The sequence below is a fragment of the Streptomyces sp. S465 genome, from assembly GCF_026898115.1.
Lineage (GTDB): Bacteria > Actinomycetota > Actinomycetes > Streptomycetales > Streptomycetaceae > Streptomyces > Streptomyces luomodiensis.
The window spans coordinates 7,608,688-7,634,278 of record NZ_CP114036.1 but is presented as its reverse complement, the minus strand read 5'-3'; the positions used below and the strand labels follow the sequence as shown (position 1 = coordinate 7,634,278).

Annotated in this window: 22 protein-coding genes; 7 read left to right on the top strand and 15 right to left on the bottom strand. The window is 72.3% G+C overall.

Annotated features, from left to right (window positions below; genetic code table 11):
- Positions 1-51 precede the first annotated feature (51 nt).
- From N6H00_RS32320 to N6H00_RS32300, 5 genes are all read right to left on the bottom strand, one after another.
- On the bottom strand, positions 52-1,311 hold the full coding sequence (locus N6H00_RS32320; protein ID WP_268975369.1) for an MBL fold metallo-hydrolase: 1,260 nt from the start codon (positions 1,309-1,311) through the stop codon (positions 52-54).
- Between the two features lie 72 nt (positions 1,312-1,383).
- Complete coding sequence (locus N6H00_RS32315) at positions 1,384-2,307, bottom strand: GNAT family N-acetyltransferase (protein ID WP_268975368.1); 924 nt, start codon at positions 2,305-2,307, stop codon at positions 1,384-1,386.
- Between the two features lie 92 nt (positions 2,308-2,399).
- Positions 2,400-3,311, bottom strand: a complete 912-nt coding sequence (locus tag N6H00_RS32310) for a glycoside hydrolase family 19 protein (protein ID WP_268975366.1) — start codon at positions 3,309-3,311, stop codon at positions 2,400-2,402.
- A gap of 817 nt (positions 3,312-4,128) precedes the next feature.
- Positions 4,129-5,247, bottom strand: coding sequence for a DUF6745 domain-containing protein (locus N6H00_RS32305; protein WP_268975365.1), 1,119 nt, complete (start codon positions 5,245-5,247; stop codon positions 4,129-4,131).
- Between the two features lie 89 nt (positions 5,248-5,336).
- Positions 5,337-5,663 carry a hypothetical protein gene (locus N6H00_RS32300; protein WP_268975364.1) on the bottom strand — a complete coding sequence of 109 codons (327 nt, stop codon included), beginning with the start codon at positions 5,661-5,663 and terminating at the stop codon, positions 5,337-5,339.
- Positions 5,664-5,886: 223 nt separating this feature from the next.
- Here N6H00_RS32300 and N6H00_RS32295 point away from each other — a divergent pair, with 223 nt between their 5' ends.
- Genes N6H00_RS32295 through N6H00_RS32275 form a run of 5 tightly spaced genes read left to right on the top strand, consistent with a single transcriptional unit; the run spans position 5,887 to position 11,248 of the window.
- Positions 5,887-6,840 carry an STM4015 family protein gene (locus N6H00_RS32295; protein WP_268975363.1) on the top strand — a complete coding sequence of 318 codons (954 nt, stop codon included), beginning with the start codon at positions 5,887-5,889 and terminating at the stop codon, positions 6,838-6,840.
- A 29-nt stretch (positions 6,841-6,869) separates the two neighbouring features.
- A complete protein-coding gene (locus N6H00_RS32290; protein ID WP_268975362.1) occupies positions 6,870-8,045 on the top strand; it encodes an STM4014 family protein in 1,176 nt (391 codons plus the stop codon).
- Positions 8,046-8,052: 7 nt separating this feature from the next.
- Positions 8,053-8,856 (top strand): STM4013/SEN3800 family hydrolase, encoded by an 804-nt coding sequence (locus N6H00_RS32285; protein WP_268977201.1) that lies wholly within the window; start codon positions 8,053-8,055, stop codon positions 8,854-8,856.
- Entirely contained in the window at positions 8,853-10,229 is a 1,377-nt protein-coding gene (locus N6H00_RS32280) for an STM4012 family radical SAM protein (RefSeq protein WP_268975361.1), read from the top strand. The genes N6H00_RS32285 and N6H00_RS32280 overlap by 4 nt, the downstream gene beginning before the upstream one ends.
- Before the next feature lie 11 nt (positions 10,230-10,240).
- Positions 10,241-11,248, top strand: coding sequence for an STM4011 family radical SAM protein (locus tag N6H00_RS32275; RefSeq protein ID WP_268975360.1), 1,008 nt, complete (start codon positions 10,241-10,243; stop codon positions 11,246-11,248).
- Here N6H00_RS32275 and N6H00_RS32270 read toward each other — a convergent pair.
- Both N6H00_RS32270 and N6H00_RS32265 read right to left on the bottom strand, forming a co-directional pair.
- Positions 11,202-11,453: a DUF397 domain-containing protein gene (locus tag N6H00_RS32270; RefSeq protein WP_268975359.1), complete on the bottom strand. Its 252-nt coding sequence runs from the start codon at positions 11,451-11,453 to the stop codon at positions 11,202-11,204. The two genes, N6H00_RS32275 and N6H00_RS32270, sit on opposite strands and share 47 nt — an antisense overlap.
- 3 nt (positions 11,454-11,456) lie before the next feature.
- Positions 11,457-12,323 (bottom strand): helix-turn-helix domain-containing protein, encoded by an 867-nt coding sequence (locus N6H00_RS32265; protein ID WP_268975358.1) that lies wholly within the window; start codon positions 12,321-12,323, stop codon positions 11,457-11,459.
- A 136-nt stretch (positions 12,324-12,459) separates the two neighbouring features.
- On the opposite strand from N6H00_RS32265, the gene N6H00_RS32260 reads away from it, so the two are divergent.
- Positions 12,460-12,903, top strand: a complete 444-nt coding sequence (locus N6H00_RS32260) for an ATP-binding protein (protein ID WP_268975357.1) — start codon at positions 12,460-12,462, stop codon at positions 12,901-12,903.
- Positions 12,904-13,045: 142 nt separating this feature from the next.
- Here N6H00_RS32260 and N6H00_RS32255 read toward each other — a convergent pair whose 3' ends face one another.
- Entirely contained in the window at positions 13,046-13,843 is a 798-nt protein-coding gene (locus N6H00_RS32255) for an SGNH/GDSL hydrolase family protein (protein ID WP_268975356.1), read from the bottom strand.
- 79 nt (positions 13,844-13,922) lie between these two features.
- Entirely contained in the window at positions 13,923-16,034 is a 2,112-nt protein-coding gene (locus tag N6H00_RS32250; protein WP_268975355.1) for an alpha-galactosidase, read from the bottom strand.
- Positions 16,035-16,270: 236 nt separating this feature from the next.
- Between N6H00_RS32250 and N6H00_RS32245 the strand changes: the two genes are divergently transcribed.
- On the top strand, positions 16,271-17,095 hold the full coding sequence (locus N6H00_RS32245; RefSeq protein ID WP_268975354.1) for a tyrosine-protein phosphatase: 825 nt from the start codon (positions 16,271-16,273) through the stop codon (positions 17,093-17,095).
- A gap of 33 nt (positions 17,096-17,128) precedes the next feature.
- Here N6H00_RS32245 and N6H00_RS32240 read toward each other — a convergent pair whose 3' ends face one another.
- The 6 genes from N6H00_RS32240 to shc all read right to left on the bottom strand — a co-directional run bounded on the left by N6H00_RS32240 (position 17,129) and on the right by shc (position 25,538).
- Entirely contained in the window at positions 17,129-18,322 is a 1,194-nt protein-coding gene (locus N6H00_RS32240; protein ID WP_268975353.1) for a serpin family protein, read from the bottom strand.
- 16 nt (positions 18,323-18,338) lie between these two features.
- Positions 18,339-19,742 (bottom strand): aspartate aminotransferase family protein, encoded by a 1,404-nt coding sequence (locus tag N6H00_RS32235; RefSeq protein ID WP_268975352.1) that lies wholly within the window; start codon positions 19,740-19,742, stop codon positions 18,339-18,341.
- On the bottom strand, positions 19,739-21,679 hold the full coding sequence (gene dxs / locus N6H00_RS32230; protein ID WP_268975351.1) for a 1-deoxy-D-xylulose-5-phosphate synthase: 1,941 nt from the start codon (positions 21,677-21,679) through the stop codon (positions 19,739-19,741). Before dxs ends, N6H00_RS32235 begins: the two co-directional genes overlap by 4 nt.
- A 190-nt stretch (positions 21,680-21,869) precedes the next feature.
- Complete coding sequence (hpnH, locus tag N6H00_RS32225; RefSeq protein ID WP_268975350.1) at positions 21,870-22,895, bottom strand: adenosyl-hopene transferase HpnH; 1,026 nt, start codon at positions 22,893-22,895, stop codon at positions 21,870-21,872.
- Positions 22,846-23,592 (bottom strand): phosphorylase family protein, encoded by a 747-nt coding sequence (locus N6H00_RS32220; RefSeq protein WP_268975349.1) that lies wholly within the window; start codon positions 23,590-23,592, stop codon positions 22,846-22,848. The genes hpnH and N6H00_RS32220 overlap by 50 nt, the downstream gene beginning before the upstream one ends.
- Complete coding sequence (gene shc, locus N6H00_RS32215) at positions 23,592-25,538, bottom strand: squalene--hopene cyclase (protein WP_268975348.1); 1,947 nt, start codon at positions 25,536-25,538, stop codon at positions 23,592-23,594. The genes N6H00_RS32220 and shc overlap by 1 nt, the downstream gene beginning before the upstream one ends.
- Between the last annotated feature and the right edge of the window lie 53 nt (positions 25,539-25,591).

The window sequence follows — 25,591 nt, the reverse complement described above, 5'->3', positions numbered from 1 at the left end:
CAAGGGTCCCGACACCATTCGACAAAGACGCGGGCGGCGCCAACCGCCGTGTTACGGCTGGGGAATGGGCATCGCGGGGTCCGCGCCACCCGTCACACCGGTCGCCCCGGCCGCCCCGGTCGCTCCCGACGCGCCGGTGGAACCGGTGGAACCGGCCGGCTCGGCCGCGCCCTCGGCCGCGGCGGGCACCTCCGTCACCGGCCGGGCCGCGATCGCCCGCCACCACGGCTCCAGCGGGAGCCCGCGCACCGGCTCGAAGGGCTCCCCCGGGCGCGGAACGGCCACGTTCGCCCCGGCCGCCCGTGCCGCCGTGACCGTGCCCTCGGCGGGCTCCTCCCACGGGTGCGGGGCGAGGTTGAAGGTGCCCCAGTGGATCGGCAGCATGATCCCCTTCGCCGGGTCCCCGCCCTGGAGATCGACGTGGGCCCGCATGCCCTCCTCGGGGGTCATGTGGATGTCCGGCCAGTGTTCGGAGTACGCACCGATCTGGATCATGGTCGCGTCGAACGGCCCGTACGCCGTGCCGATCTCCGCGAATCCGGGGAAGTAGCCGGTGTCCCCGCTGTGGTAGATCCGGTGCTCGCCACCGGCCACCACCCAGGAGGCCCACAGGGTGTGCTGGGTGTTGCGCAGCGCGCGCCCGCAGAAGTGGCGGGCGGGGGTGGCGGTGAGCTCCAGACCGGCGACCTCGGTGGACTCGTGCCAGTCCAGTTCGGTCATCCGGTCGGCCGGAACGCCCCAGTGCTCCAGGTGGGCGCCGACCCCGAGCGGGACGACGAACATCGCGCGGGAACGCACCAGCGCCCGGATCGTGGGCATGTCCAGGTGGTCGTAGTGGTCATGGGAGATGACCACCGCGTCCACCGGCCCCAGCTCCCGCAGCGGCACCGGCACCGGGTGCATCCGCTTCGGCCCCGCCATCGCGAAGGGCGAACAGCGCTGTCCCCATACCGGGTCGAACAGCACCCGCCGCCCGTCGATCTCCGCGAGCACGCTGGAGTGCCCCATCCAGGTCAGCCGCAGCCCGGAGGCGGGGGGAACGGCCAGATCGGCGAGGGTGGTGGGGTGCACCGGCACGGTCCCGGCCGGGGCCCTGCGGATCCGCTCCTCCTTGCGGAAGTACGTGGCCGCGAACTTCAGCATCGAACCGGACGGGGCGGTGCGGGCGCCCACCGGGTTGACGAACACACCGTTCGCGAAGTTCGGCGACCGTCGGATGCGCTCCATCCGCTCCCCGGAGGGATCCGCCCCGAAGGCGGCGGGGCGCAGGGCGGCGGCGAGCCGGGAACGTTTCGGATGGGAGCCGGTCACGGATCCTCCATGGTGAGGGGGGCTGCGGAGCACCCCGACGCGCTGTGCCGCCGGGCTGCAATGACACAACTCTTACGAGGGGTGGCCTTGTTCCGGAACCGGGTGGTCGGCCGGGGTGAAGGACAGCAGCAGATGGTCCTCCACCGGGCGGTAACCGAGACGCTGGTAAAGGGCGTTGCTGGTGGGGTTGGCGAGATCGGTGAAGAGCAGGACCTCGGTGACCCCGGCGGCCCGCGCGGCCCGGCTCACGGCGGCCGTGGCGGCTCCCGCGTAACCGCGCCCGCGCAGCTCGGGCGGGGTGTAGACAAGGGCGACCCGGGCCATGTCCGCGACCGTACGGCTGATGCCGGCGCAGGCCACCGGCCGGCCGTCGAGCTCCCACAGCGTGATCCCGCCGTGGCTGAGCTTGTCGTCCACCTGCTTGGCGGCATCGCCCATCAGCGCGCCGGTGTCGCGGGCGAACCCCTCGCACCAGGTGATCAGCAGATCGCGGTCGGCGGTGGTGGCGGTCCGGGCCCGGCCCGGCGGGGCGGGGTCGGGCGGGGTGAGGTCACCGAGCCGGTAGAGCCGGTGGAACTGCTCGACGCTGCTCGACGCACCGGTGAGGCGCTGCCAGGCGGTGGCGAAGGTCTCGGCGGTCTCGCGCCCGGCGTTCACGCCGGTGATCTGCCACTCACGGTCCCGGGCGAGGGTGCGGGCGAGTTCCTGGGCCGCCTCGCCGGAGAGGGGGGAGAGCAGCGGAGGGTAGGGCGGGGTGCACAGAAAAGCCCCCTGCGCGGGGCCGTGTACGGGGCCCTGCACTGCTGATACGGGGTCCGCCTCCTCGCCGGTCCACCAGCCGTAGACCGGCGGCTGGTCGCCGTATCTGCCACTGCCCGCCGCCACCAGGGAGGAGACCACGGTGAGCAGGGTGGTGTGCCGGGCCGGGCGGGCGCGCAGAAAGCCACCCGCCGCGGCCCGGAACTCATCGAGGTCGTACGTCACCGTCCACGCCATGTGCTCCAGGCTGGCGCGCGGCAGCGGCGCGGCGCACCTCAATTTCCCCGCTGTTTCCCCGTTACTGAGCCCGATGGCCGTTCAGCGGACGGTCAGCAGTAGAGGTTGGAGCCGGCGGTGGTGCCGAGTATCTGGACGAAGCGCTGGTAGGTGGCGACCCGGCTCTGCACCTGGCCGGGGTTGTTGCCGTTGCACTCCTTGGCGCCGTTGATGCTGCGGATGGTCTCGCCGAAGCCGCGCTGGTTGACCATGGCGTTGTGCGGCGTCATCGTGCCGGCCCCGGTCTGGGTGTTCCAGAACCACAGGGCGGTCTTCCAGGACACCGCGGCGTCCCGCTCCACCAGGTAGGGGTTGTTCAGCAGGTCGATGCCGAGCGCGTCACCCGCGGCCTTGTAGTTGAAGTTCCAGCTGAGCTGGATCGGTCCGCGGCCGTAGTACGCCGACTGGCCGGCGGGGCAGCCGTAGGACTGGCTCCAGTCGCAGTAGGACGGGTAGTTGGAGGTGTCCTGCTCCACGATGTGGACCAGACCGCCGGTCTCGTGGCTGACGTTGGCCAGGAAGGCGGCCGCCTCCTGCTTCTTGACAGTGTCACTGCCGGTGTTGGCGAAGCCCGGGTAAGCGCTCAGGGCGGCGGTCAGGCCCTGGTAGGTGTAGAACGAGTTCCGGTTCGGGAACATCTGGTTGAACTGCGCCTCGGTCACCACGAAGCCGCTCGGGTTCTGCTCCCCGGAACCGCCGCAGTTGTAAGGCTCCCAGTACCAGGTGCTGATCACCGGGTCATAGCCCGGATTGTCGTGCTCGGCGCGGTAGTAATTGCCGTCGGTGTACCGGACGATGTCACCGGTGACGTACCACTTGCCCGCCACCCAGTCCGCGGCGCTACAGGCCGCCTGGGCGGTGGTCCCCGCCGACGAGGCCGAAGCCGAGGCCATGGGCATGACAAGCACACTCGCGCACACCGCCGCGGTCGCCGCGAGCGGCGCCAGAACGCGTCTTCTCCGCATGGGCCGATCTCCTTCTCAATGAATGCCCCGGGGAACTTCGAGGCTCCGGGGACACTCAAACCGGTTTGGTCTATACCAGTCAAGGTCCAGACCAGACCTTTGTACGGAGATGAGTAAAAGGACGAGGGCCGGCCCGCCCGGAGGCACCCGGCGTAGACCACCGCGCACCGGCGAGCCGCGGACCGCGAGCCCGGAACCGGGCCCCGAACCGACCCCGGAAGCCGACCCGGGGCGCGGCGGTGCCCCTCGCCGGAACCAGGCCGGGACCAAGCCAGAATCCGTCCCGGGGCCGAGGGCCGGAATCAGGCCCGGGGGCCCGGGACCGGCGGCCGGCGGCCGGGGCCAGGGACCGGGCCAGGGGCCAGCCCTCGGCGGTCGGCAGCCAGGGCCAAGACCGGCGGCCAGGACGAGGGCCAGGGGCCGGTATGGGTAGCCAGGGCCAGGCCCGGGGGCCCGGGATCGGCAGCCAGGGCCAGGGCCAGCAGCCAGAGACCAGCAGCCAGAGGTCGACAGCCAAGGCCGCGACCGGAGCCAGGGCCAAGACCGGCGGCCAGGACGAGGGCCAGGGGCCGGTATGGGTAGCCAGGGCCGGGCCCGGGGGCCCGGGGTCGGCAGCCAGGGCCAGCAGCCAGAGACCAGCAGCCAGGCGCCAGGGGCCGGGACCAGCAGCCAGAGACCAGCGGCCGGGAGCAGCAGCGGGGTCGGGGCCGAGGCCAGCGGTCAGGGCCGGGATGAGGGCCGGAAATGAGCCCGGGACGAGGGCCGGACCCCGGGAGAAGACCGGGGCGAGGTCCGCCGTCCGCGAGCGGGTCCGGGGTCAGGTCTCGCGCTCGGGGTGGTAGGCGTCGGCATCCACCCCGAAGGTCCAGGCCACGCCCTCGCGGGCGGTCCGGACGCGGGGCGGTACGCGCAGCCAGTAGGTGCGGTGCGTACCGTCCGGCTCCGGCGTGGAGTTGACCACCTCGACCATCGCCACCGGCTCGTCCCCGTCCAGCGCGATGCGCCACAGGACCCCGGTCTCGTCGCGGTGCACCGGCTGCGCCCCGGACTCCTGGAGATAGCGCTCATAGCCGTAGTGCTCCAGCATCACCCGGCGCAGCTCCGCGTTCTCCTCCTCGCGGATGCGCTCCGGGGTCAGCTCGTCCAGTTGCTCGAGGAAGGCCGCGGGCACCGGCATGCCCCGCCAGGCGTACAGCGCGAAGCCGTCGGGGAAGGCGAGCGCGGGGCCGTCGCCGCGGTCGAGCCGGCCCGCCTCGTCGCGGTGCAGCTCCACCGGGCGCTCCGCGACGATCACGACCCTCTCGTACGGCCACCACCAGCCGGCGGCGCGGGCCACCGCGGCGACACCGGCCAGCGGGCCGGACTCCGCCTCGTCCGCGACGGCGGCCAGCCAGGGCGCGTCGTGCTGTCCCAGCACCGCGTCCAGCAGGGCGAGCCGGACGGTCGTCTCCTGGTCCCGAGCGGGCGCCAGGGCCTCGGTCACCCCGGTGCGGACGCGCTCGGTGAGCGCGCGGGTGACCTCCCACAGCGGCGCCGCCGCGAGCGCCCACCGCCCGGCCCAGCCCGCCGGGCCCAGGTCGTCATGGAGCCGCTGCCTGGCGCGCGCCCACGGCTGGGTGCGCACGGCCTCCCGCACCGACGCGCCCGCGCCGCCCGCGACCGGCTCGACCCCGGCCGCCCGCAGGGTACCGGCCGCCCGCTCGGCCAGTTCCCGGGGCAGCCGCTCCTCCTTCCCCGTCAGCAGCAGCACGGCCGCCGTGGCCGCCAGTGGGGAACCGGCCCAGACGATCCGCTCGGGCGCGGCGAGCCCGGCCTGCGCATAGGCGCGGCGGATGCCCGCCTCGGCCGCCTCGCGGTCGGCCGGGCCGGTGGCCGCGGCCACCGTGCGCCAGCGCGCGGCCCGGTCCTCGTCCGCGAGCGCGTGCCCACCACTCATGCCGTTCTCCCCCGCCGTCGCCGTTTCCGTCACCGTCGCCGTTGCCGTTGCCGTTGCCGTTGCCGTCGTCATCGTCCGCTCCTCCGCGCTCAGTCGGCCACGACGCGCACGGCGCCCGGCGTGTACTCCCGCTGCCGCACCACGCGGTACCAGCCCTTGGGCAGCGGTATCGCGGCATGCTCCTCGTGCACCACCCGCCCGCCGTCGGGGAGATGGAGGTACGAGACGCCGAACGGGCCCGGCTCGCGCACCAACGTGCCCGGCCCGACCACCGCATGGGCGTGCCCGGTCACCTCACCGAGCGCCAGCACCAGCCGGCCCCGACCGTCCCTCGGCTGCCGCGGCAGCGCGTCGGTACCCGGCGGCAGCGCCTCCACCGCCACCGGAACGATCAGGACGTCGCCCTGTCGGTACATGCCCATTCCCTTTCAGACGCAGCACTGTTGGACCCACCGCGCCACACGGGGCCCGGTCGATGGTCATGACGCTACGAGGAGGTACTGACAACGCCGTGCGACGGCCCGTCTCCGTGCCTCCGGCAACGCCCGCCGGGGCGGCTGTCGGTGGCGCTTGGTACAACTCTTCGCACGCCATTCGGAATCGGGCACGCCCACGCGAACGCATCAGGAGATACCACCCATGTCGGTCCACCACCTGGAAAACCTGTACGGTCTTCCGGCCTTCGACTTCCCGCTGCCCGACGCGGAGACCGAGCTGCCCGAGCCGGGCGCGGTCGCCTGGCGGATCTCCTACGATCCCTACAGCGATGAGTCGGACGAGGATTTCGACGGGCGTTTCCAGCGCTTCCTGACCACGGTGGACCCTTCCCGGGTGCGGGCGGTGATCATCGGCTTGTGGGGCGAGACCTACGAGGGCGACGCCGATGACGCCATCGAGCAGCTGCTCATGGCCAAGGACCGGCTGACCTCGCTGGAGGCGGTCTTCATCGGCGACATCACCCCGGAGGAGTCGGAGATCTCCTGGATTCAGCAGTCCGATGTGACACCGGTCCTCCGCGCCTTCCCCGGCCTGCGCGAGCTGGGTGTCCGCGGCGGGAGCGAGCTGTCCTTCCCCGCCGTCACCCACGCCAACCTGCGCACACTCCGCTTCGAGACCGGCGGGCTGCCCGGCGCGGTGGTGCGCGGGGTCGCCGCCAGCGACCTGCCCGCGCTCGAGCACCTGGAGATGTGGCTCGGGGTGGACGAGTACGGGGGCGACGCCACCGTCGCCGACCTCGCCCCGATCCTGGCCGGCGGCAGGTTCCCCGCGCTGCGCCACCTGGGCGTGCAGAACAGCGAGATCCAGGACGAGATCGCGGCCGCCGTGGCGGCGGCCCCCGTGGTCGCCCAGCTCGAATCCCTCGACCTGTCCATGGGTGTGCTCACCGACGAGGGCGCCGCGGCGTTGCTCGACGGCCAGCCGCTCACCCACCTGAAGCGGCTCGACCTGGACCACAACTACTTCTCCGCGGCCATGGAGGAGCGGCTGCGCACGGCCCTGGAGCCGTCCGGGGTGAAGGTCGAGATGTCCGAGAAGGGTGATGAGGACGAAGACGGGGACGAGGTGTTCCGCTACACCGCCGTCTCCGAGTGACACCCGCGCCCCAGACGAGGAGTTCCGCTATGCCGCCGTCTCCGCATGAGACGCGCTTCGCCGTGGTCGGCAACCCCGGCAACCGCCGGGTGGAGATGTTCACCGACGCCGCACTCGCCGCCGGGCTGCCCGCGCCCCGGGTGCTGGCCTGGCACGATGTGCTGACCGGCGGTGCCGCGTTCGAGCCGGGCGAGACCGTACGGATCGACTCGCCGGGCGAGGACGAGGAGGTGGAGTGGCTGCTGCGCGGCGCCTTCGACCTCACCCGGGTGGAGGGCACCGCCCGCTGGTACGCACGGTTCACCGAGGCCGTCCGGGGCATCGCGGCGGCGGCGCGCACGGCCGGTGCCACCCTGCTGGACGACCCCGGCGAGCTGGCCGTCCTGTTCGACAAGCGGCTGTGCCACGGGGTGCTGGAGCGCGCCGGGGTGCCGGTCCCGCCCTCGCCGACCTCCGGTCCGCAGGCGCCGCCGGTGCGCGGCTGGGAGGACGTCCGCGCCGCGCTCGGCACCTCGGGGATGCGGCGCGCCTTCGTCAAGCTCGCCCACGGCTCGTCCGCGTCGGGGGTGCTCGCGGTGGAGACGGCGGGTCCCGGCCGGGTGCGGGCCACCACCTCCGTGGAGCGCACGGAGGACGGCCGGCTGTTCAACTCGCTGCGGGTGCGGCGGTACGACACCGAGGCGGAGGTCGCCTCGATCGTCGACCGGCTGGCGCCGGACGGACTGCACATCGAGCGCTGGCTGCCCAAGGCGTCCCAGGGCAAGCGCGTCGCCGATCTGCGGGTCGTGGTGGTGGCCGGCCGGGCGACCCACGCCGTGGTGCGCACCAGCCGCTCCCCCATGACCAATCTCCATCTCGGCGGTGTGCGCGGCGATCTGGCCGCCGCCCGCGCGGCGGCGGAGGAGGCAGGGGTGTCCTGGGGCGAGGTGCTGGGCATCGCGGAGCGGGCGGCCGAGCAGTTCCCGGACACCCTGTGCGTGGGGGTGGATCTGCTGCCGGGGCTGAGGTGGCGGCGGTTCGCCGTCGGCGAGGTCAACGCCTTCGGCGATCTGCTGCCCCGGCTGACCGGTCTGGCCGGAAGCGGCGCCGAGGGACTGGACACCTACGCGGCGCAGGTCGCCGCCGTGCGCCACGGCCACGCGCCGGGGCAGACGCGCACCGACCACGGCGAGCGGAAGGGGCACCACCGCGATGCCGCTGGCTGAGCCCGATATGAACGAGGTCGTGGGCAGCCACGACCTGCTGCTGATCACCCTCGACACGCTCCGCTACGACGTGGCGGCCGAGCTGGCGGCCGCCGGCCGGACGCCCCGGCTGGCGAGCCGTCTGCCCGGTGGGGTCTGGGACGAGCGGCATGCCCCCGGCAGCTTCACCTACGCCTCCCACCAGGCGATGTTCGCGGGCTTCCTGCCGACCCCGGCCGCCCCCGGACCGCACCGCCGGCTGTTCGCGGCCCGCTTCGCGGGCAGTGAGACCACCGCGGCGGGCACCTATGTCTTCGAGACCCCCGATCTGGTGTCGGGGCTCGCGGCGGCCGGGTACCGCACGGTGTGCATCGGCGGGGTCGGCTTCTTCAACAAGCGGGGTCCGCTGGGCTCGGTGCTGCCCGGCTACTTCCAGGAGAGCCATTGGGAGCCGGAGTTCGGCGTCCCGTCGCCCACCTCCTTCGAGGCCCAGATCGACCGCGCCGAGAAGGTGATCGCCGGTCTTGCCCCGGACCGGCGGCTGTTCCTCTTCGTCAACGTCTCGGCACTGCACCAGCCCAACTGGTTCCATCTGCCCGGCGCCACCCGCGAGGCGGGCGATTCGCGCGCCACCCACGCCGCCGCCCTGGAGTACGTGGACCGCCATGTCGACCGGCTCTTCACCGCCATGCGCGACCGCGCCCCCACCTTCGCGATCGTCTGCTCCGACCACGGCACCGCGTACGGCGACGACGGCTACACCGGCCACCGGCTCGGCCACGAGGTCGTCTGGACCGTGCCGTACACCCACTTCTTCCTCGAGGCCCGATGAACATCAGCACGCTCGGTTCCACCGTCCGCCCCTACCAGTCGTACGTCTACGCCTATCCGCACAAGACCGCCTACCGGCCACTCGCGGACCGTCCCGCGCTGCGCGAGCTGTGGGCGGCCGAGCCGAAGGACGCGCTGTCGCTGTATCTGCACATCCCCTTCTGCGAGGTGCGCTGCGGCTTCTGCAATCTCTTCACCCGGATCGGGGCGCCCGAGGGGCTGGTGACCGCCTATCTGGACGCGCTGGAGCGGCAGGCGGGGGCGGTGCGCGAGGCGCTCGGCGAGCGGGCCCGGTTCGCCACCGCGGCGTTCGGCGGCGGCACCCCCACGTTCCTGGAGGCGGCCGAGCTGGAGCGGCTGTGCGACATCGCCGAGAAGGGCATGGGCGCGGATCTGGCGGCCGTGCCGCTCTCGGTCGAGGCGTCCCCGGCCACCGCCACGGCCGACCGGCTCGCGGTGCTGGCCGGGCGCGGCACCACCCGGCTGAGCCTGGGCGTGCAGAGCTTCGTCGACGCGGAGGCGCGCTCGGCGGTGCGCCCGCAGCGCCGGGCCGATGTGGAGGCGGCGCTGGCCAGGGTCCGGGAGGCGGGCATCCCGGTGCTCAACATCGACCTGATCTACGGCATCGACGGGCAGACCGAGGACAGTTGGCGCCGATCCCTGGACGCCGCCCTGGCCTGGCGTCCCGAGGAGCTGTATCTCTACCCCCTCTATGTCCGCCCGCTGACCGGGCTCGGCCGTAAGGAGGCCAGGGAGCCAGAGGCGGAGGCAGTGGCGGAGGCAGCGGCGGACGCGGAGTGGGACGAGCGGCGGCTGCGGCTGTACCGCTCGGGCCGTGACCATCTGCTCGCCCACGGCTATGAGCAGGTCTCGATGCGGATGTTCCGCCGCGCCGACGCGCCCGCGACCGGGGCCGAAGACCACGCCTGCCAGACGGACGGCATGGTGGGCCTGGGCTGCGGCGCCCGCTCCTACACCTCCGAACTGCACTACTCCTTCGACTACGCGGTGGACATGCGGGAGATCCGCGGCATCATCGACGACTACGTCTCCCGGCCCGCCGCCGACTTCGCCCGCGCCGAGCACGGGCGGTGGATGACCGGCGACGAGGCCCGCCGGCGCCATCTGCTGCAGTCCGTCCTCCAGGCCGAGGGGATGGAGCAGGCGGGATACCGGGCCCGGTTCGGCACCGATCCGGCCGTGGACTTCGCCGCCGAGCTGGACCGGTTCTCGGCGCGCGGCTGGCTGGATACGGACGCGGCTCCCGAACGGCTGCGGCTGTCCCCCGAGGGTCTCGCGCACTCCGACGCGCTCGGCCCCGAGCTGTTCTCGCCCGCCGTGCGCGCCGCCATGGCCGCGTACGAGCTGAAGTGAGGGAGACAGGCATGGACTTGACCCTTCTGTACCGGGGCCCGCTCGCCTCGTGCGACTACGACTGCCCGTACTGCCCGTTCGCCAAGCGCCGGGACAGCCCGGAGCGGCTGCGCGCCGACCGCGCCGCGCTGGAGCGGTTCACGGCCTGGGCGGCGGCGCAGACCGGCGACCGGCTGTCGGTGCTGTTCACCCCGTGGGGCGAGGGGCTGGTGCGCTCCTGGTACCGCCGTGCGCTCATCGAGCTCAGCCATCTGCCCCATGTGCGACGCGTCGCCATCCAGACCAATCTGAGCTGCCGGACCGGCTGGACGGCCGAGGCCGACCCCGCCACCCTCGCCCTGTGGTGCACCTACCACCCGGACCAGACGCCGTACGACCGGTTCCTGGCCAAGTGCCGGGAGCTGGCCGCGCGCGGGGTGCGCCACAGCGTCGGCATCGTGGGGCTGCCCGCCCACCTCGACCGGGCCCGCCGGCTGCGCGCCGACCTGCCCGACCAGGTGTACCTGTGGGTGAACGCGGCGGAGGGCCACACCTACACGGACGCCGAGGCGGCCGAGTGGACCGCGCTGGACCCGCTCTTCGGCTACAGCCGCCATCCGCACCGAAGCGCCGGTCTGCCATGCCGGACCGGCGCCTCGGTGATCTCGGTGGACGGCGACGGCACGGTGCGCCGCTGCCATTTCGTCCCCGCTGAACTGGGCAATCTCTACGACGGGTCGTACCGCGCGGCGCTACGGCCCCGCCGGTGTCCGCTGGCCGTCTGCGACTGCCATATCGGCTATGTGCACCTGGAGTCGCTTCCGCTGTACGACGTGTTCGCGGGCGGTGTGCTGGAACGCATCCCGGCGCCGCCCCCGCCGGTCGGTTCGTGGTCGGTCGGTCATCCTGTCGGTCACACTGCTTCCCCCTCGATCCCCCTGGTCACGATGAGCGTCACAGAACCGGACGTCACGCGGGACGTCACACCGGACGTCATAGGAACAGAAAGTCCGCTTCCCCGGCCTTCGCCCCCTGGATGAAGCGTTTCATCTCCAGATGGGTGTAGATCAGGGCCGGTCCGTCCGGATCGGTCGACTGGCGCAGCGCCACCCGGCCGTCCTTCAGTCTCATCGCCTCGACGCAGCTTCCCCCATTGCCACCGCTCCATGGCTTGTGCCAGCCCTCGCTGCCGAGTTCCCTGGCCGGCATGCCGCTGTAGACGCGGTTCCCGCATATGCGATCCATCGTTCAGATCTCCTTGCGAATGCGACTCAGAATCGCCTGAGTCGTCTGTGCAGGCGCGGCCTGCGCGCACATCCGGTCCAGGGCCTCCAGGAACGCCGATACATCATCGCGCTGGTCGAAGTAGGAGCCGCTGACGAGCGTCTCCGTATACGCGATATCGGGCAGCTCCGGGATCGGGAACCGGAAGATATGGAAGGGACCGTACATCGCCGGGTGCGGGCCGGCGTCGAACGGCATGATCTGCAGCCGGATATGAGGCGCCTCCGCCTCCTCGATCAGGCGTGAGATCTGGGCACGCATGGTCTCGGTGCCGCCGATGGGGCGGCGCACCACCGTCTCGTCCATGACGACCCACAGCATCGGCGGATTGTCCCGGGTGAGCAGGGCCTGGCGTTCCATCCGGAGTGCGACGTTGCGCTCGATCTCCGTCTCGGGTGCGTGGGGCATGCCCGCGCGGAGCACGGCGCGGGCGTAGTCCTCGGTCTGGAGCAGCCCGGGGATGTAGTGCGGCTCGTAGGCCCGGATCAGATTGGCCTCCACCTCCAGGCTGACGAAGGTGTTGAACCACTCCGGCAGGACGTCGCGGAACCGGTGCCACCAGCCGGCCTTGTTGGCCTCGCGCGCGAGCGCGAGGAACCCCTCGACCTCCTCGGGATCGGTGACGCCGTACGTCCGCAGCAGCTTCTCGACATACGGAAGCTTCAGGCCGACCTCGGCCTTCTCCATCCGGCGGATCGTGGCATGGGTGACGTCCAGGGCGCGCCCGGCTTGTTCGAACGACAGCCCGGCCTTCTCCCGAAGGTCCTGGAGTCGCTTGCCGAGCACGACTCGCAGGACGGTCGGGGCTCCGCCCGCCCGCGCATCCGCCACTATCGTCCCCCTCCAAGTACCTTCACGACACAGCAGTCTGGCATGGGCTCAGCAATCCGAACAGCCTGCGCTTCCGATTCTGTAATTTACAGATTGAACCTTGCCAGACGCGATCGTGACAGAGCATAGTGTCGGCGTGGCTCCTTCCTATGAGGCTCTCCGGTTAGGGCGCGGCGGCACCGTGGTCGCTCCGCCCCGCCACGACGTGTTCCGTCTCCCGGCGCTGAGCACGTCCGTGGCCGAGGCGAGAAGGCATGTCGTCTGGCGGCTGCGCTCATGGGGCATCGACGAGGACACCCGGGACAGTGCCGAGCTGATCGTCTCCGAGCTGTTCACCAACGCGGTGCGCCACACCTCCAGCGAGGAGGTTCGCTGTTCACTCCAGCTCATAGGGACCCGGCTGCGGCTCGAGGTGGCCGACCAGGGCTGCGCCCGCACGGTGCCGGAGGCCCGGTCGGTGAGCGCGGACCAAGAGGGCGGCCGGGGGCTGATGCTGGTGGAGGCCCTCTCGGAGGCATGGGGGGTCAGGCCGAACCAGGGGAACGCGGGCCGCGCCGTCTGGGCCTATCTGGCGGCCTGAGGCACGGCGCGGGGGGACGACGGGTTCGAAAACGAGCGGTGCCGAGGGAATAGGGGCAGCGACAGCGCACGGGGCGGACGCCTCGGGGCGCCAACGGGGGTCTGCCCCTATTCCTCCGGGACCGCTTCGGGTCACCGGACGGTCACGGCCGCAGCGGCAGCAGATCCGGCCGCTTGGGCTCCACATGGTCGCCCGACGACTCTCCGCGCAGCCGCCGGCCGATCCACGGCACCAGATATTCGCGCGCCCAGTGGATGTTGTCCCGGCGCACCTCGGCGGCGCTGCGCTGGCCCTCCGGCGGCCAGGGCTGATCGGGGTCGGCGGGGACGTCGAGCCCGAGCACCTGACCGGCCCTCAGCGCGACCCGGGTGTGACCGTCCGGCGACAGATGCAGCCGGTCGGCGTCCCAGGCCCGGCGGTCCTGCACCGAGCGCAGCGACCACAGGTCGAGCACCGGGCAGCCGTGGCGGTCGGCTATCGCCCGGACGTGCGCCGTATACGTGGCGATCTTGCCCCGCAGATGGCGTAGTACCGGCACCCCTCTGGTGTCGAAGCCCGTGCACAGCAGCACCGTGCCGACGTGGGCCTTGAGGCCGGCGACGGCCGCCTCATAGCGCTCGGCGACATCGTCGGGGTCGCTGCCGGGCCGCAGGATGTCATTGCCCCCCGCACAGAAGGTGACCAGATCCGGGCCGAGCTCGATCGCGCGCGGCACCTGCTCCGCCACGATCTGGTCAAGGAGTCGACCGCGTACGGCCAGATTGGCGTAGCGGAAATCGTGTTGAGGTCGTTGGTCGGACAGCAGGACCGCGAGCCGGTCGGCCCAGCCGACGAACACCCCATCGGGACCGGGGTCGCCGACGCCCTCGGTGAAGCTGTCGCCGACGGCTGCGTACGACCCGATGGAACCGTTGCTGAATCTCTCCTTATCGTCTGCCACGTCGGGACATCATTCACCCGAGGGCGTGACTTACGCCACCGTAACCAGGGCTTGACGTGGGGTGATGTTTCCCACCCGGTCAGTTTCGGCGAAGGTGGAATACGGCGGCGTCCAGATCGCCGCTGAGCCCGGTGCGCAGCCCCCGGTGGCAGAGCACCGCTCCCCGGTGCACCTGCCCGGTCGCCAGATCCCGGTAGGTGGCCGCCGGGTCGAGCCCGCGCAGCCGCAGCGGGGGCTGCGGCTGGCCGTAGTGCTGCGCCTGGAGCCAGGCCAGCACCACGGTCTCCGCGCCGCGTACGTACTGCACCGCGCTGAGCCCGTCGCCGTCCGGCGGCCGCAGCCGGTACAGCTCACCGTGCTGGACGACCGGGCGCACCCGCTTGTAGAGCGCCACCCAGTCGCGGGCCTCGGCCAGCTCCGCCGCGCTCCAGCGGGTCAGGTCGCCGCCGACGCCCAGCACTCCGGCCATCGCGCTGACGAAGCGGAAACGCAGCGAGCTGACCCGTGCGTTGCCCATGGCGTTGGGGCTGTCGGTGACCCAGGCGGCCATCACCCGGGCCGGGTGGAGCTGGCTGAAGCCGTGCTGGATGGCCAGCCGGTCCAGCGGATCGGTGTTGTCCGAGGTCCACACCTGGTCGGTGAGGCCCAGGACGCCCAGGTCGATCCGGCCGCCGCCGCCCGAGCAGGACTCGAAGGCGACGCCGGGGTGGGCCGCGCGCAGCCGTGCCAGCAGCTCGTACAGCCCCCGCACATGGTCGACCCACAGCCGCCGCGGATAGCGCTCACCGGGCCAGCCGGCGTCCGCGAAGGAGCGGTTGAAGTCCCATTTCACATAGTCGATGGGGGCGCCGCCGAGCAGGGCGTCCAGCCGCTCCCACAGATATCCGCGCACATCGGGGCGGGCCAGGTTGAGCACGAGCTGGTGGCGGAATTCGGTGCGGGTCCGGCCGGGGTGGTGCTGCACCCAGTCGGGGTGGGCGCGGTAGAGGTCGCTGTCGGGGTTGACCATCTCCGGCTCGACCCAGATGCCGAACCGCATGCCCAGCGCGTGCACCTCGTCGGCCAGCGGTTTCAGCCCGTGCGGAAAGCGGTCCGGGTTGGGCGTCCAGTCGCCGAGCCCGGCCCGCTCGCTGGTGCGCGCCCCGAACCAGCCGTCGTCCACGACGAACAGCTCGACGCCCAGGTCGGCGGCCAGCCGGGCGAGCGAGCGCTGCTGCTCCTCGCTCACCTCGAACTCGGTGGCCTCCCAGGAGTTGTAGAGGACCGGCCGGGGCCGGTCGGCGTCGGGGACCACATGTGCGAGCTGCCAGGCGTGCCAGGCGCGGCTGGCGGCCCCGAAGCCGCCGTCGGTCCACAGCCCCGCGAAGACGGGGCCGGTGAAGGATTCGCCGGGCGCGAGGAGCAGCTGGCCCGCGTCGTCGTGGCCGACCCCGCCGACCGCCTGGACGGCGCCGTCGGGCAGCCGCTGGACGGCGATCCGCCAGGCCCCGGACCAGGCGAGCGCGCAGCTGTGTACCTCGCCGCTCTCCTCGGTGGCCTCGCCGTCGTCCAGGGCGATCCAGGGCAGATGCTGATGGCTGGTGTGGCCCCGGCGGCTGCCGATCACCGTCTCGCCGGGGGTGAGCTCGGTGCGGGTGAGCCGGCTCTCGGCGGCCCAGCGGCCGTGCAGATGGGACAGCCGCCAGCGGTCGCGCGCCGGGAGCGACCAGGCGGCGGAGTCGGCGCGCAGCAGCTCCACCGGCTCCTGGCCGGCCGCGCCGGTGTGGGTGAGGGTGACCCAGCGTTCGAGGACATCGCCGTCGTCCCGCATCCGGTAGTGGAGGGTGATGTCCAGGTGGTGCAGCGCGTCGTGGAAGCGCAGCCGCAGCTCCTGGCCGGTGCCGGGGTCGAGGACGGTGGCGCTCGCGAAGCTCCACTCGGTGCCGCGTACGCCCTGGGCCTGTACGGACAGGGCGGGGCGCGCGAAGCGCGGACCGCCCTCCACGGGGTACTCCTCGCGTCCGTCCAGCGGGGATTCGAACCCCCGTTCCGGCGGCTCCGGCTCGGCGGCCAGGGCCTCGGCGTCCGCGACCGCGACCCTCGGGCCCCAGTGGAGATGGATCAGCTCATCACGGTCGGTGAGGTGCAGGGCGTAGCCGCTGTGCCGCCCCGAGAGCACCCAGAGCCGACCGCCGCCACCGGTTTCGATCATCGCGTTCCCCACCCATCGCCACAGGTCCGCACAGGTCCGCACAGTCTGCGCAGGTCTCTTCGGGTCTCCACAGCTCGCTGCACGTCTCCACAGGAAGGATCGGGGAGTGCGGGCGGCGCGGCAATACGCCCCCGCGCCTTCCGCGGGACCGGTTGCCTGTTGCACCCATGTCGTAGGGTCGGCTCCAGCCGCCTTGTCGACGAGCCGCGTCGGCGGCCGATGGTGAAGGAGAGCCCGTGACGCAGCAGTCGCAGTCGCCGCAGGTCCCCCAGGCCGAACCCCAGCTGGTGGGGGTGCGCAACTTCCGTGATCTCGGTGGGCTGCCGGCTGCCGACGGCCGCCGGGTACGCCCCGGTGTGCTGTTCCGCAGCGGCCATCTCGCCCATGCCACCGAGGCCGACACGGCCTTCCTCGACTCGCTCGGGCTGCACACCGTCTTCGACTTCCGCAACGCCGCCGACATCAAGCTGGAGGGCCCGGACGTCACGCTCAGCGGGGTCCGGAACGTCAATCTGCCGCTGTCCGACCCGGCCGACGGCGCCGGGTTCTGGACGATGGTGCGCGAGGGCGATCTGGACACCCTGCGCAAGCTGCTCGCCGAGGGGCGGGCCGAGAAGCGCATGACCGCCTCCTACCGCGCCATCATCACCACCCGGATCGTCGAGCACGGCCGCGTCCTCGGTGACCTGGCCGAGGACAGCTCACCGGCGCTGATGCACTGTTCGGCCGGCAAGGACCGGGCGGGGCTGTCCATCGCGGTGACCCTGCTGGCCCTCGGCGTCGACCGGGAGGCCATCGAGGCCGACTACCTCGCGTCGGCCGCCGCCCACCGGCGGTACAAGATCTGGCGCAAGGGTGATCCGAAGGACGGCTCCGACCCCATGTCCCCCGAGGTCATGGCGCTGTTGCTGCCGCTCTTCGACGCACGCGCCGAATATCTGGCGGCGGCCTTCGCGACCATCGAGGAGACCTGGGGCGGCACCGAGCGCTATCTCTCCGAGGGGCTCGGGCTCACCCCCGAGCGGCGCGAGCGGCTCCGGGAGCGGCTGCTCACCGGCTGACCCGCTCTCCCGGACCGGGGGCGGGCGGACGGCTCACCACATGGTCTCGGACCCGGCCTCCGGCTCGGTGACCCAGCCCGCCGTCAGCACCAGGCCGGTGGCCCGGTGCACGGCCAGGAAGCCGAACGGCCGGTCGTACCGCACCACGATCACCCGCGCCGTCCGCTGCGGCGGCGCCGAACCGACCCCCATGGAGAACGCGGTCACCGCCGCCGCCCAGAAGCCCTCGGCGCTGAACGAGGCGGTCATGGACTGCTCTCCGGCGGACAGCGCCAGCGGCACGGGGCTGATCCCGGGGAAGTGGCCGCGGGAGTCGTCCTGGGCGGTGCGCAGCCCGAACAGCTCGTCGTGGCGCAGCAGATCGTGCCGGGCCCGTACGGTGAACTGCGGGGTGGTGAGCGTGACCCGAGGGGTGGGGTCCCAGCTCGGGACGTCCATGACCTGGACGCCGGGGCCCGCCGCGCCCAGCGGCAGCGCCGAGCCGGGCCAGCCCGCGTACTGCCCGGCCAGCGCGCCGGTCCCGGCCTCCAGCACCGCGCCGCCCGGCACGCCCTCGGCGCCCAGGACCAGATGGACGTCCAGTCCGTTGTCGCCCGCGATCCCGGACAGGGTGAGCGGACCGGCCGGGGTGCCGGGGACGACCCGCAGTACCCCGTCCAGGTCCTCCATGGTGCGGGAGAGCCCGGCCAGCGAACGGCCCTGCCACGGGCCGCTCTCCGGCTTCAGCCACGCCGGCCGGAACGGCTCCCGCCAGGCCGTCCGCACCGTGAGCGCGCCGGCCAGCACCAGCTGGGTGCCGGAGTCGAGCGCCACCGGCAGCTCGGGGATCGCGCTCCGGGTGCGCTGGGACGCCCAGGCGTCCAGCGCCTTGCGGTCGCGCTCACTGTCCCCGGTCAGGGTGGAGCGGACGCCGGGCGGCAGCGTGGCCTCCCACTCGGGCCGGATCGGCAGCTCCTGACGGGTCCACAGCCCGGTGGCCGCGTCGACTCCGGCCATGGCGGCCATCGCCCCGAGCGCCTCGCCGCCGAGCGCCCCGGCCGCGTCCGCGCCGACGCCCAGCGCGCCCTCCAGCTCCCGGCGGGCCGGGCCGTCGGCCCCGCCGGCGAGCAGGGCGAGCAGCGGCCAGACGCCGGCGGCGGTGAAGACCGTGCCGCCGTCGGTGGCGGTGGCCCGCGCCCACCTCGCCGTCATCGCGTTGACGGCCCGTACGGTGGTCGCGTCGATCATGCCGGTCCCCCATCGGTCAGCGGTGGGCCACCGCCTGTTTGACAAGAGTCCGGCCGAACTCCCACATCAGGCCGCCGCCCCCGTGCGCGTCGTCCATGACCGCTGTGAACGCCTCGACGAAACGGTCCACTTCCCGCTCGCCGATGATCAGCGGCGGGATCAGCTTAATGACCTCCAGATGGTCGCCGGAGACCTGGGTGAGGATGCGGTGGCGCTGGAGCAGCGGGACGACGACCATCTGCGCGAACAGCCCCTTGCGCGCCCGTTGCAGCATCGCCCACCGGCTGCGCAGCCCCAGCGAGCTGGGCCTGCCGAACTCGATGCCGATCATCAGTCCCCGGCCGCGGACGTCGTGCAGCAGTTCGTAGCGGTCCACGAGCGCGGCCAGGCGCGTGCGCAGCAGCTCACCGGTGCGGCGGGCGTTCGCCACGATCTCTTCGTCCTCCATGACGGCGAGGACGGCGAGTCCGGCCGCCATGGCCTGGGCGTTGGAGCCGAAGCTGGTCGAGTGGACCAGCACCCGGTCCATCGACGAATAGACCCGTCTGAAGATCCAGTCCTTGCCGAGGGTCGCGCCGACCGGCACATAGCCGCCGGAGAGGGCCTTGGCCACGCACACCAGATCCGGTTCGACGCCGTCCTCGTGGCTGTAGGCGAAGAAGTCCCCGGTGCGGCCGAGGCCGGTCTGCACCTCGTCCGCGATGAGCAGGGCCTTGTGGCGGTGGAGCAGTTCCTGCGCGGCGCGCAGGAAGCCGGGCGGGCTCTCGTGCACCCCCTTGCCCTGGATGGGTTCCACCACGAACGCCGCCACGTCCCCGCGCGCCAGCTCCCGCTCCAGCGCCGCCAGATCGCCCATCGCGATCGCGGTGTCGGGCAGCAGCGGGGCGAATCCGTCGCGGAAGCCGTCCTCGCCGTTGACCGACAGCGAACCGGTGGTCAGCCCGTGGAAGGCGTGTGCGCAGTACAGGATGCGCGGCTTCCGGGTGGCGTAGCGGGCGAACTTCAGGGCCGTCTCGACGGCCTCGGTGCCGCTGTTGCCGAAGAAGACCCGGTCCAGATGCGGGGCGTGGGCCAGCAGCCGCTCGGCGAGCAGACCGGGCAGCGGCTGGCAGTCGAAGCGGGTCAGATCGGCCAGGTCGGCGTCCAGGACGTCGTGCAGCGCCTTGCGGACCACGGGGTGGTGGCGGCCCAGGCCCATCACCCCGAAGCCGGCGAGCATATCGAGGTAGTCCTGGCCCTGGTCGTCCCAGAAGTACGCGCCCTCGGCCCGTTCGTAGACCTTGTCGAAGCCGATGGTGTGCAGCATCCGGGGCAGTTGGTGGTTGAGGTGCCGGCTGTGCAGGTCGTACCGCTCCGACGCGCGCTCGGCCAGGAGCTTTCCGAGGTCGAAGCCCGAACGCCGCTGCTCGACTGCTGTCATCCCTGGCTCTCCTTGGCGGCGGCGGTACGGGGCCCGGTGAGGGTACCGGTCCCGGCGGCGGTACGGGTCAGGGCCGCGGTACGGGTCAGGGCCGACCCGATCCGGCCCGCGATCTCGGCGGGGGTGAGCCCGATGTCGGCGAGCACCTCCCCGCGTTTGGCATGGGCCAGGAACGCCTCGGGGATGCCGAACGTACGCACCGGCAGATCCACCTCGGCGTCCCGCAGCGTCTGGGCGACCGCCGCGCCCACCCCGCCGGTGCGCACATTGTCCTCCACCACCGCCACCAGCCGGTGGCGGGCCGCGAGTCCGGGCAGCTCGGGGTCGACGGGCTTGACCCAGCGCGGATCGACGACCGTGCAGCCGATACCGCGCTCGGCCAGCAGTTCGGCGGCGCGCAGCGCGACGGTGGCCATGACCCCGGCCGCGACGAGGAGCACATCCTCGCCCTCGCGCAGGACGTCCATCCCGCCGACGCGGCCGATCGCCGGAATCGGCTGCCCCACCGACTCCTTGGGGAAGCGGATGACGGTCGGCGCGTCGGCCACCTCGATCGCCTCGCGCAGCTGGGCTCGCAGCTGGTCGGCGTCGCGCGGGGCGGCGATCCGCAGCCCCGGCACCACCTGGAGGACGGACATGTCCCACATGCCGTTGTGGCTCGGCCCGTCGGTGCCGGTGACACCCGCCCGGTCCAGGACGAACGTCACCCCGCACTGGTGCAGGGCCACGTCCATCAGGAGCTGGTCGAAGGCGCGGTTGAGGAAGGTGGCGTAGACGGCGAGGACCGGGTGGAGTCCGCCGGTGGCGAGCCCGGCCGCGGAGACCGCCGCGTGCTGCTCGGCGATGCCCACGTCCCACACCCGCTCCGGATACGCCTCGGCGAAACCGGCCAGGCCCACGGGGTGCAGCATCGCGGCGGTGAGGGCCACCACATCGGGTCGCTCGGCGCCGATCCGCACCATCTCCTCGCCGAACACCGAGGTCCACGACCGGCCGCCGGAGGGGACCAGCGGCGCGCAGGTGAGCGGGTCCATCGCGGCGACGGTGTGGAAACGATCCGCCTCGTCCTCCAGCGCGGGCGGATAGCCCCGGCCCTTCTCGGTGAGGCAGTGGACGAGGACGGGGCCGTGGAACCGCTTGGCGCGGCGCAGGGCCGACTCGACGGCCGCGGTGTCATGGCCGTCGATGGGGCCGAGGTACTTCAGCCCCAGATCCTCGAACATGCCCTGCGGGGCGAAGGCGTCCTTGAACCCCTTCTTGGCGCCGTGCAGCGATCCGTACAGCGGCCCGCCGACCACGGGGGTGCGCCGCAGCATCTCCTTGCCCCAGGCCAGGAAGCGCTCGTAGCCGTCGGTGGTCCGGAGGGTGGCGAGGTGGTTGGCGAGCCCGCCGATGGTCGGCGCGTAGGAGCGTTCGTTGTCGTTGACGACGATGATGAGCGGGCGGTCCCGGGCGGCGGCGATGTTGTTGAGCGCCTCCCAGGCCATTCCGCCGGTCAGCGCCCCGTCCCCGATGACGGCGACGACATGGTCGGTGGCGCCGCGCACCTCATTGGCCTTGGCGAGGCCGTCGGCCCAGCCCAGCACGGTGGAGGCGTGGCTGTTCTCGATGACGTCGTGCTCGGATTCGGCCCGTGACGGATAGCCGGACAGCCCGCCCTTGTGGCGGAGCTTGGAGAAGTCCTGGCGTCCGGTGAGCAGTTTGTGGACGTAGGACTGGTGCCCGGTGTCCCACAGGATGCGGTCGGCGGGTGAGTCGAAGACGCGGTGCAGGGCTATGGACAGCTCGACCACGCCGAGATTCGGTCCCAGATGGCCTCCGGTCCTGGCCACCGCGGTGATCAGGAACTCTCGGATCTCATCGGCGAGCGCCTCCAGTTCCTCGCCGGTCAGCGCCTTGAGGTCGTGCGGGCCCCGGATGTTCTCCAGCAACGGCATGCTCGGTTCCCCTCCTCGGTGCGCGAGCCCACGGCGACGTCCGGGGTGTCCGACGGGACCCCCCTCGTCCGCCGTGTGCCGCGCGATGTTCGTCGTGCTCGGATCGGCGCGGCCGCGGCCACCGGAAGCGGCGGCCTGCCCGCGCACGGCGGGCAGGCCGAATGCGACCGGTGCCGCGGAACGCGGCACCTCACCCATGGCCTCCGGCGGCGGTCTCCCGGGCCGCGCGCAGCGACTCCTTGAGGGAGCCCATGGTCGCCAGGACCGCGGTGGGCTCGTAGCCGCAGTGGGCCATGCAGTTGTCGCAGCGGGGGTCCTTGCCGCGGCCGTACTTGTCCCAGTCGGTCTCCTCCACCAGCTGGCGGTAGGTCGGGACGTAGCCGTCGCTCATCAGGTAGCAGGGTCGCTGCCAGCCGAAGAGGGAGTAGTTGGGGATGCCCCACGCGGTGCACGGGAAGTCCGTCTTGCCCTCGAGGAAGTCGAGGAAGAGCGGGCTGTGGTTGAGCCGCCAGCGGCGGCGGTTGCCGCCGGCGAACGCCTTCCGGAACAGCTCGCGGGTCTGTGTGACGCCCAGGAAGTGCTCCTGGTCGGGCGCCTTCTCATAGGCGTAGGCGGGCGAGATCATCATCTCGTCCACCTTCAGTTCGTCGTTGAGGAAATCGAGTACGTCGATGACGGTCTGCGGGGTGTCGGTATTGAAGAAGGTGGAGTTGGTGGTGACCCGGAAGCCGCGCCGCTTGGCCTCCTTGATCGCCTCCACCGCCTCGTCGAACACCCCCTCCTTGGCCACCGACGCGTCATGCCGCTCCCGCAGTCCGTCGATATGCACCGCGAAGGCGAAATACGGGGACGGGGTGAACAAATGCATCTTTTTCCGCAGCAGCATCGCGTTGGTGCAGAGGAAGACGTACTTCTTCCGCTCCACCAGCTGCCGTGTGATCTCGTCGATCTGCGGATGCATCAGGGGTTCGCCGCCCGCGATGGACACCATGGGCGCGCCCGACTCCAGCACCGCGCCCACCGCCTGGGCGACGGGCATGCGCTGTTTGAGCACCCCCGCCGGATGCTGGATCTTTCCGCAGCCCTCGCATTTGAGGTTGCAGGCGAACAGCGGCTCGAGCTCGACGATCAGCGGAAACTTGTCCCGCCGCTTGATCATTTTCTGTTCAAAGAGATACGTCGCGACCCGGATGGTCTGGCGGAGCGGCATGGCCATCTAGCTCACCTCCTGGGAGCAGCGAAGAACGGTACCAATGAAAGAAAGCCGGAAGAACAGTCCGTAGTACCCGGAAAGCCGATATTCCACCGCGCAGTGTGCCGATACGGACGAGTTCGTGTTCGGGAGCGTCCACGACCACCCGTACGGCGGCAACCGGACGGACGCCGTGGGAAACCGCGGTGCGCAGGGTCGCGGCGGACTCCATGTCCACCGCGATGGCCCCGGTGCGGTGCAGCGCGGCCCGCTCCGTGCCGCGCACCACATGGTCGGAGCCCACCACCGGACCGATGTGGACGGCCCGGCGTGGGGCGTCGTGGGACGGATGTGACAGGGCGTCGGCGAGGATCCGGATGCCGGTGCACGCGGTGCGGCCCGCCGGATCGCGGGTCTCGTCGGCGACGACGAGGTCCCCGGGGTGCATCCCGGGGGCCAGTCCGGCACAGAAGCCGGTGGCGATGACGGCGGTGCGCCGCCCCCCGGACGCACCGGCCCCGCCGGTCAGCGCCCGGGTCACGGCGCGCTCGGCCGACTGCGGCCCCATGCCCGTGCGCAGCACGGTCGCCCTCCCGGCACCGGGACCGGCGCGGAGTCCCGCGCCGAGTCCGGCGCCGCGCAGGGCGAACCGCTCGATGCCGAGCGCACAGGCGATCAGCAACGGCCCGTCGCCGGGCTCCGGGGCCGGGTCGGCGGACATCAGCTGCTCCGCGGCCGCGCCCCGGTGGGCTCGCCGTGGACATACCGGCCGAGTGCCGTGACCGGGAAGACCTGCCGGTACAGGTGGTAGTTGATGGAGAAGTCCCAGGGGAAGCCGGTGCCGGTGAAGTACGGCTCGTCCCAGCCCCCGTCCGGCCGCTGGGTCTCGGCGAGCCAGGTGATCCCGCGCTCGACCGCCGTGCCGTCCCGCTCCCCCGCCGCCAGCAGCGCGAGCAGCGCCCACGCCGTCTGCGAGGCGGTGGAGGCGCCCCGGCCCATCCACTCGGGGTCGAGGTAGGAACGCTGGTCCTCGCCCCAGCCGCCGTCCTCGTTCTGCACGCTCTCCAGCCAGCGGACGGCCCGGCGGATCGCCGGATGGGAGGCGGGGACCCCGGCGGCGATCAGCGCGGGGACGACGGAGCCGGTGCCGTAGACGTAGTTGGTGCCCCAGCGGCCGAACCAGGCGCCGCCCGGCTCCTGCTCGGACAGCAGCCAGGCGATACCGCGCCGGGTGCGGGCGTCATAGGTCCTGCCCTCGTGCGCCAGCATCTCCACGACGTGCGCGGTGACATCGGCCGACGGCGGGTCGACGACCTCCCCGAAGTCGCAGAACGGCAGCTTGTTGGGGAGCGGGCTGGTGTTGTCGACGTCGAACGCGCCCCACGCCCCGTTCTTGGACTGCATGCCCAGGGTCCAGCGCATGGCGCGCCGCACGGCCGCCTCGACCCGCTCGGGTTCGGGGTGGTCGATCCGGCGCAGCGCCAGGACGACCTCGGCGGTGTCGTCGATGTCGGGGTAGTTGTCGTTGTGGAATTCGAACGCCCAGCCGCCGGAGGGCAGCGCGGGCCGCCGGACCGACCAGTCGCCGGGCCGGTCGATCTGCTCGGCCAGCATCCAGTCGGCGGCCTTGACCAGCGCCGGGTGATCGGGCGCGAGACCGGCGTCGGCGAGCGCGATGGCGGCCAGGCAGGTGTCCCAGACCGGGGACTGGCAGGCTTCGATCATCCGGCTGCCGTCCGCGCGCCACACCGCGAACCGGTCGAGCGACTCCAGACCGGCGCGCAGCACGGGGTGGTCGAGGTCGTAGCCGAGCAGATGGAGGGCGATGACGGAGTAGACGGCGGGTGGCTGGATGCCGCCCCAGCAGCCGTCGTTCTCCTGCCGCTCCACGATCCAGCGGGCGCAGGAGCGCAGCGCGGCCCGGCGCAGCGGGCGGACGGCGACCTTGTGGTAGGCGTGCAGCGCCCGGTCCAGCCGCTGGAAGACGCCGTCCCAGGAGGCGAGGGGAGCCCGGGGGCGCGGCGGATTGGGCTTGCGGGGGTCGGTGTGGAGCTCGTCGAGCGGGAAGGGGGCCGGGCGCACGGGGCGTTTGGCCGAGACGATGGTCAGGGGCACGATGGTCTGCCGGGCCCAGCAGCCGAAGTCGTAGATGTTGAGCGGGAACCACTTCGGGAAGTAGATGATCTCCGGTGGCAGCTCGGGCAGGTCCTCCCAGCGCCACCAGCCGAAGAGGGCCAGCCAGATCCGGGTGAAGACCCTGCTGCTCGCGACGCCGCCCCGGGAGCGCACCCAGGCGGAGGCGGCGGCCATATGGGGGGCGTCGGGCTCGTCACCGGCGAGCCGCAGGGCCACATACGCCTCGATGGTGGTGGAGAGGTCGGGGGGGCCTCCGTGGAAGGTGGCCCAGGTGCCGTCGGCGGCCTGCTGGGAGCGCAGGTAGCGGGCGGCGGCGGCGAGCGTGTCGGGGTCCTGGATACCGAGGAACTGCCGGAGCATCAGGTCTTCGGCGTCCATGGTGACGTTGGTCTCCAGGTCGCCCTTCCACCAGCCCCGCTCGTCCTGGCGGGACAGCAAGTGCTCCACCGCACGGGCCGTCGCCTCACGGGCGACGGTCAGGGTCTTGGACTCGGATGACTCGGAGGGTTGAACGGTCGGTGTCGCTGTCATGGCTTCCCCTCTGCAGTGTGTGCATCTGCCGTCTTTGGGGCTTCCGTCGGCCG